This is a genomic window from Streptomyces pathocidini, assembly GCF_001418495.1.
Lineage (GTDB): Bacteria > Actinomycetota > Actinomycetes > Streptomycetales > Streptomycetaceae > Streptomyces > Streptomyces pathocidini.
Window position 1 is genome coordinate 1 of sequence record NZ_LIQY01000368.1, and the last position, 5,824, is coordinate 5,824.

The following is a 5,824-nucleotide window of genomic DNA, read 5'->3' on the forward strand; positions in this document are numbered from 1 at the left end:
CTCGGTGGACGGGAGCCTACCCGTCACCGAGCGCAGTCATCCGCCCACGATGACGCACTACCGGGGCGCGCAAGAAGCTCACCGGCGCGCGGGCGGCGGGAGTTCGCGGCTGCCGCCGGCTCCCGCCGCCCGCGCGGACGGCAACTCCCCTACGGCTACGGCTGCTCGCCGCCCTCCCGCTGCTTGGACTGGTCGCCGTCCACCGAGCCGAGCGGCGGGCGGTCGCCGAGCTCGGTGGCCGCGGGGGGCTCGACCAGCCAGTCCGGGTTGGCCTGCCGCTCCCACCACTTCCAGACCGCCATCGCGCCGCCCGCCACCATGCCGAGCACCAGGACGCGCTTGGCCACGTGGCCGCACTGGGTCCGGCGGCGGCGCCTGCGCGCGAGCCGCTCGATGTCCCGGGCGGTCACCGGGTTGCGCAGCGCGGCGAACGCGGCGGTGCCGCGCTGCAGCGCCTCGTCGCGTACGGGCTCGGCGGCGGCGACCGCCTGGCCGAACCGGGGCGCGGTGTAGTCGGCGGCCTGCTGCGCGGCGACGCGGGCGCGGCGGGCGGCGCGGACCGCGGCCGCGTCCACCTTCGGCGGCAGCGCCAGACGGGCCTGCTGGTAGCCCTGGCGCAGCCGCGGCTGAAGGTGGGCGTCGTACTGGACCAGGGCGGTGTCACGGGCCTGCTGGGCGGCCTGGGACACCACGGGTGCCAACCGCACGCGGGCCTCGTTCGCGTAGTACGAGGCCTGGTCCTTGGCCGTGCCGGCGTACGGCGCCACCACCTCCGCGGCGTGCAGCACGCTGTCCTTCGCGGTGCCGGTCGCGGCGCGCACGCTGTTGATGCGGGTCACGGAATCCTCCTCCTCGGTGGCGTACTTTTTCGCCTTTCCACCCGAAAAGAGATCATGCCCGCAGGGCGCCGGTCCGGCATGCGCGGAGGGGCATCCGGGTCAAGCCGCCCACCGCCGCAGGCGCCTGGACGGTCGGTCGGCTACTCGTCGCGATGCCGTCCGTGCGAGGATCTGGGGACGTCAGTGAGAACTACGGAAGGCAGATCGTGGCTGAGCAGCTCTTCGCCACCCTGAAGACCAACCAAGGCGACATCGAGGTCCGGCTGCTGCCGAACCACGCGCCCAAGACGGTCAAGAACTTCGTCGAGCTCGCCGAGGGCACTCGCGAGTGGACGCACCCGGCGACCGGCAAGAAGTCCCAGGACAGGCTCTACGACGGCACGGTCTTCCACCGCGTGATCAGCGGCTTCATGATCCAGGGCGGCGACCCGCTGGGCAACGGCACCGGCGGCCCGGGTTACGAGTTCGGCGACGAGTTCCACCCGGACCTGTCCTTCAGCAAGCCGTACCTGCTCGCCATGGCCAACGCCGGCCCGGGCACCAACGGCTCGCAGTTCTTCGTCACCGTCGCGCCGACCGCCTGGCTGACCGGCAAGCACACGATCTTCGGCGAGGTCACGGACCCGAAGAGCCAGCAGGTCGTGGACGCGATCGCGGCCGCCCAGACCAACCCGCGCACCGACCGTCCGCTCAAGGACGTCGTGATCGAGTCGGTCGCCGTGGAGACCCGCGAGGGCTGACCCGGAAAACCGGGAACCTTCCCGCCCCGCCCGTCGTATGAACGGGCGGGGCGGTGTATTGCGCGTGCCTCAGGCGGACGACGGAGGACGAGACCGATGGACCAGGCGCCAGGAAGCCCGCAGACACCCGCGGCCGGGAACGGCACGCCGGGCTGCTACCGCCACCCCGACCGTGCGACGGGCATCAGCTGCGTCCGCTGCGAACGGCCCATCTGCCCGGAGTGCATGGTCAGCGCCGCGGTCGGCTTCCAGTGCCCGGACTGCGTGCGCGGCGGTTCCGGCTCGGCCCGTACGCCGCACGCGTCGGCGCCGCGGACCATCGCGGGCGGGACGATCGCCCGCGATCCGAGCCTGGTCACGAAGATCCTGATCGGGATCAACCTCGCGATCTGGCTCACCGCGCTGGCGGCCGGCAGGCCTCTCGTGGACGCCCTTGACCTCGTCGGCCAGGCGTTCGACCCCGCCACGGGCGAGCTGGTGGGCGTCGCCCAGGGGGAGTGGTACCGGCTGCTGACCGCGATGTTCCTGCAGGAGCAGGTGCTGCACATCGCGTTCAACATGCTGTCGCTGTGGTGGCTCGGCCCGGCGCTGGAGTCCGCCCTCGGGAGGGTGCGCTTCATAGCCCTCTACCTGCTCTCGGGCCTGGGCGGCAGCGCGCTGTCGTATCTCCTCGCGGCCCAGAACCAGCCCTCGCTCGGCGCCTCCGGCGCGGTCTTCGGGCTGCTGGGCGCGACGGCGGTGCTGATGCGGCGGATGAACGCCGACATGCGCCCCGTCGTCATCCTGCTGGTGCTCAACCTGATCATCACCTTCGGCTGGTCCAACATCGCCTGGCAGGCGCATGTCGGAGGCCTGGTGGTGGGCGCGGCCGTGGCGTACGGGATGGTGCACGCGCCGCGCGAGCGCCGTGCCCTCGTCCAGCGCGCGACCTGCCTGGCCGTGCTGCTGGCGATCGTCGCCGTGGTGTGGGTAAGGACGCTCCAGCTCACCGGCTGAGGGCCTGGAAAGGTGCGGCGACCATATTTGTCCACAGCAGGTGGCCGATCTTGTGCACGCCGCGCTCAAAAGATCTTCGCTCGGGGCTGACCTGCGGTTTCCTGGGGTAACCAGGAGTTGTTCGAGGGGTTTAGAACGCTCCACCAGTCACACCGGCGTCAACCTTCGATGAGTTATCCACAGATCTTCTGATTCTTTTCCCCATGTGGACAGGGCTGTGGATAACTCTGGGGGCAACCTTGGGGCAAAGGCTCCGGGAAGCGGCCGCTCAGGCCGCTCGGGCCTCGCTGCCGCCCCGCTACTTCCACTGCGTGGAGACGACGAACCCGGCCGCGATGAAGCCGAAGCCCACGACGATGTTCCAGTTGCCCCAGTTCTCGATCGGCATCGAGCCCGCGGTCACGTAGTAGACGACGATCCAGGCGAGACCGAGCAGGAACATGGCCAGCATCAGCGGCGCCACCCAGCGGCGCCCGCCCAGGTTGATGCTGGTCGTGGCCGACTTGGCCTGCGGGGGCGTGAAGTCGGCCTTCTTGCGGATACGTGACTTCGGCACGAGGGGTTCTCCTGTCGATGCGCTGCGTTACCGCGCAGTGGTCCTGACGGTCTCTCGCCGGGGTGGGGAGCTACGGGGGAGCGTTGCCTCCCCGGGCGTCCGTTAGCGTAGTGCTTCCGCGGCTTCGAAGGAGATAAGGGTACGGTGAGCAATCCAGCGGACGCCCCCGCCGACCGGCCCTCCCGGCCCCAGGGACAGCCCCAAGGGCCCTCCTGGCTCCGCCGGTTCCGCCCGGTGCGGCTGCTGACCGCCGCGATCTTCGCACTCGCCGGGCTGATCTTCTGGACGAGTTTCAACACCGCCCAGGGCACCAACCTCCGCACCGACGACTCGATGCTCAAGCTCTCGGACCTCATCCGGGAGCGCAGCCGCAAGAACGCCGGGCTCGACGACGACGCCGCGGCCGCGCGCGCCGAGGTCGACCGGCTCGCCCAGCGCGACAACGGCTCCACCGCCGCCGAGGACCGCAAGCTGAAGGCCCTGGAGAACGCGGCCGGCACCACCCGGCTCAAGGGCCAGGGTGTGACCGTCACGCTCACCGACGCCCCGCCGGGCGCCACCGCCCGCATCCCCGGCGTCCCCGAGCCGCAACCCAACGACCTGGTCATCCACCAGCAGGATCTCCAGGCCGTGGTCAACGCGCTGTGGCAGGGCGGCGCCGAGGGCATCCGGGTCATGGACCAGCGGCTCATCTCCACCAGCGCGGTCCGCTGCGTCGGCAACACCCTGATCCTCCAGGGCCGGGTCTACTCCCCGCCCTACAAGGTCACCGCCGTAGGCGACACCGACCGCCTCCAGCAGGCGCTCGCCGAGTCCCCCACGATCCAGAACTACATGAGCTACGTGGAGGCGTACGGCCTCGGCTGGAAAGTGGACCCGCACGAGGCGGTGACTCTTCCCGGCTACTCCGGCACAGTGGACCTCCACTACGCCAAGCCCAAGGAGTAGCAGCGGGAGCGGCCCGTGGATCCGGTGCGACTGATCGTCAGGACCTTCAGCGAGATCTGCGTCACCGTCGGCACCGTGATCGTGCTGTTCGTCACCTATGTGCTGTTCTGGACCGGCGTACGGGCCGACAGCGCCATGGACGGCGAGCTGGACCGGCTCCAGCAGCGCTGGTCCACCGGCCCGGTGGCAGACCCCAAATCGACTGCGGAGCCCGGGCCGCGGGCCGAACGGCCGAAGCCGCCCGCGCCCGAGCCGTACGAGGACGGGAAGCCCTTCGCCGTCATGTACATCCCGCGCTTCGGCGAGGGCTGGGCCAAGCCCGTCCTGGAGGGCACGGCCACCGGCACCCTCAAGAAGGGCCTGGGCCACTACTCCGCCACCGCCCGCCTCGGCGGCTCCGGCAACTTCGCGGTCGCGGGCCACCGCCGCACCTACGGCGACCCGTTCAAGGACTTCCCGAAGCTGCGGTCCGGCGACGCGGTGGTTCTCAACGACGGGCGGACCTGGTTCACGTACCGGATCGACCGCAGGCCGTACCGGACGCTGCCGGCCGATGTCGGGGTCCTGGACCCGGTCCCGGAGAAGGCCGGCTACCAGGGGCCCGGCCGCTATCTGACCCTCACGACCTGCGAGCCCGAGTGGGGCCACAGCCACCGGCTGATCGCCTGGGCGCACCTGGACGCCACCCGCCCCGTCGAGCACGGCAAGCCGGGCGCTTTGCACAGGTGACCCACACCGGACCCCCTCAAACCCGTAGGCTTGTCCTGCAATCGACACGTCATCGGCAAGTAGGGACGGCATGTACGGCTGGATCTGGCGGCATCTGCCGGGGAACGCGTGGGTGCGGGCGCTCATCTCGCTGCTGCTCGTGCTGGCGATCGTCTACGTGCTCTTCCAGTACGTCTTCCCATGGGCCGAGCCACTGCTGCCGTTCAACGACGTGACGGTCGACAACGGAAGCGGGGCAGCCCGATGAGCACCGCACGCATCCTCGTCGTGGACAACTACGACAGTTTTGTCTTCAACCTCGTCCAGTACCTCTACCAGCTGGGTGCCGAGTGCGAGGTCCGGCGCAACGACGAGGTCGAGCTCACGCACGCCCAGGACGGTTTCGACGGCGTGCTGCTCTCCCCGGGGCCCGGAGCTCCCGAGCAGGCCGGGGTGTGCGTCGACATGGTGCGCCACTGCGCGGGAACCGGGGTCCCGGTCTTCGGCGTCTGCCTGGGCATGCAGTCGATGGCCGTCGCGTACGGCGGAGTCGTGGACCGGGCGCCCGAGCTGCTGCACGGCAAGACCTCCCTGGTGACGCACGCGGGCGTGGGCGTCTTCGAGGGCCTGCCCTCCCCCTTCACTGCGACCCGCTATCACTCGCTCGCCCTCGAACGGGCCACCGTTCCGGATGAGTTGGAGATCACCGCCTGGACCGGGAACGGCATCGCGATGGGCCTGCGCCACCGCGATCTGCCGGTCGAGGGCGTGCAGTTCCACCCCGAGTCGGTGCTCACGGAGTGGGGCCACCGGATGCTGGCCAACTGGCTGACGGCGTGCGGGGACACCGGCGCGGTGGAACGGTCGGTGGGGCTCGCGCCGGTGGTCGGCAAGGTCGGCGCGTGACCGCACTCCGCCCCGAGCGGGACACCACCTCGCCGTACGGAGATCCGTACGGCGGGGCGGACGCGTTCGAGGCGGCGGTGGGGCGGCTGGACGACCCGCTGAACGACCCCCTCCCCGGGCAGGAGCCGGCC

At 70.8% G+C, this 5,824-nt stretch carries 8 protein-coding genes; 6 read left to right on the forward strand and 2 right to left on the reverse strand.

The window, feature by feature from the left end; all coding sequences use genetic code 11:
• Nucleotides 1–155: 155 nt before the first annotated feature.
• Nucleotides 156–839, reverse strand: a complete 684-nt coding sequence (locus tag AOK16_RS17630; RefSeq protein ID WP_055473197.1) for a DUF5324 family protein — start codon at nt 837–839, stop codon at nt 156–158.
• A gap of 206 nt (nt 840–1,045) precedes the next feature.
• Between AOK16_RS17630 and AOK16_RS17635 the strand changes: the two genes are divergently transcribed.
• Together AOK16_RS17635 and AOK16_RS17640 are read left to right on the forward strand one after the other, a co-directional pair.
• Complete coding sequence (locus tag AOK16_RS17635; protein ID WP_055473198.1) at nt 1,046–1,579, forward strand: peptidylprolyl isomerase; 534 nt, start codon at nt 1,046–1,048, stop codon at nt 1,577–1,579.
• Nucleotides 1,580–1,675: 96 nt separating this feature from the next.
• Complete coding sequence (locus AOK16_RS17640; RefSeq protein WP_055473199.1) at nt 1,676–2,575, forward strand: rhomboid family intramembrane serine protease; 900 nt, start codon at nt 1,676–1,678, stop codon at nt 2,573–2,575.
• A 298-nt stretch (nt 2,576–2,873) separates the two neighbouring features.
• Here the strand turns inward: AOK16_RS17640 and crgA are convergent, their stop codons facing one another.
• Entirely contained in the window at nt 2,874–3,131 is a 258-nt protein-coding gene (gene crgA / locus AOK16_RS17645) for a cell division protein CrgA (RefSeq protein ID WP_055473200.1), read from the reverse strand.
• A gap of 144 nt (nt 3,132–3,275) precedes the next feature.
• On the opposite strand from crgA, the gene AOK16_RS17650 reads away from it, so the two are divergent.
• From AOK16_RS17650 to AOK16_RS17660, 4 genes are all read left to right on the forward strand, one after another.
• Entirely contained in the window at nt 3,276–4,079 is an 804-nt protein-coding gene (locus tag AOK16_RS17650) for a DUF881 domain-containing protein (protein ID WP_079101497.1), read from the forward strand.
• Nucleotides 4,080–4,103: 24 nt separating this feature from the next.
• Complete coding sequence (locus tag AOK16_RS17655; RefSeq protein ID WP_079101498.1) at nt 4,104–4,808, forward strand: class E sortase; 705 nt, start codon at nt 4,104–4,106, stop codon at nt 4,806–4,808.
• 70 nt (nt 4,809–4,878) lie between these two features.
• Complete coding sequence (locus AOK16_RS26585) at nt 4,879–5,055, forward strand: hypothetical protein (RefSeq protein ID WP_107098382.1); 177 nt, start codon at nt 4,879–4,881, stop codon at nt 5,053–5,055.
• Nucleotides 5,052–5,693: an aminodeoxychorismate/anthranilate synthase component II gene (locus AOK16_RS17660; protein ID WP_055473203.1), complete on the forward strand. Its 642-nt coding sequence runs from the start codon at nt 5,052–5,054 to the stop codon at nt 5,691–5,693. The genes AOK16_RS26585 and AOK16_RS17660 overlap by 4 nt, the downstream gene beginning before the upstream one ends.
• Nucleotides 5,694–5,824: the final 131 nt, after the last annotated feature.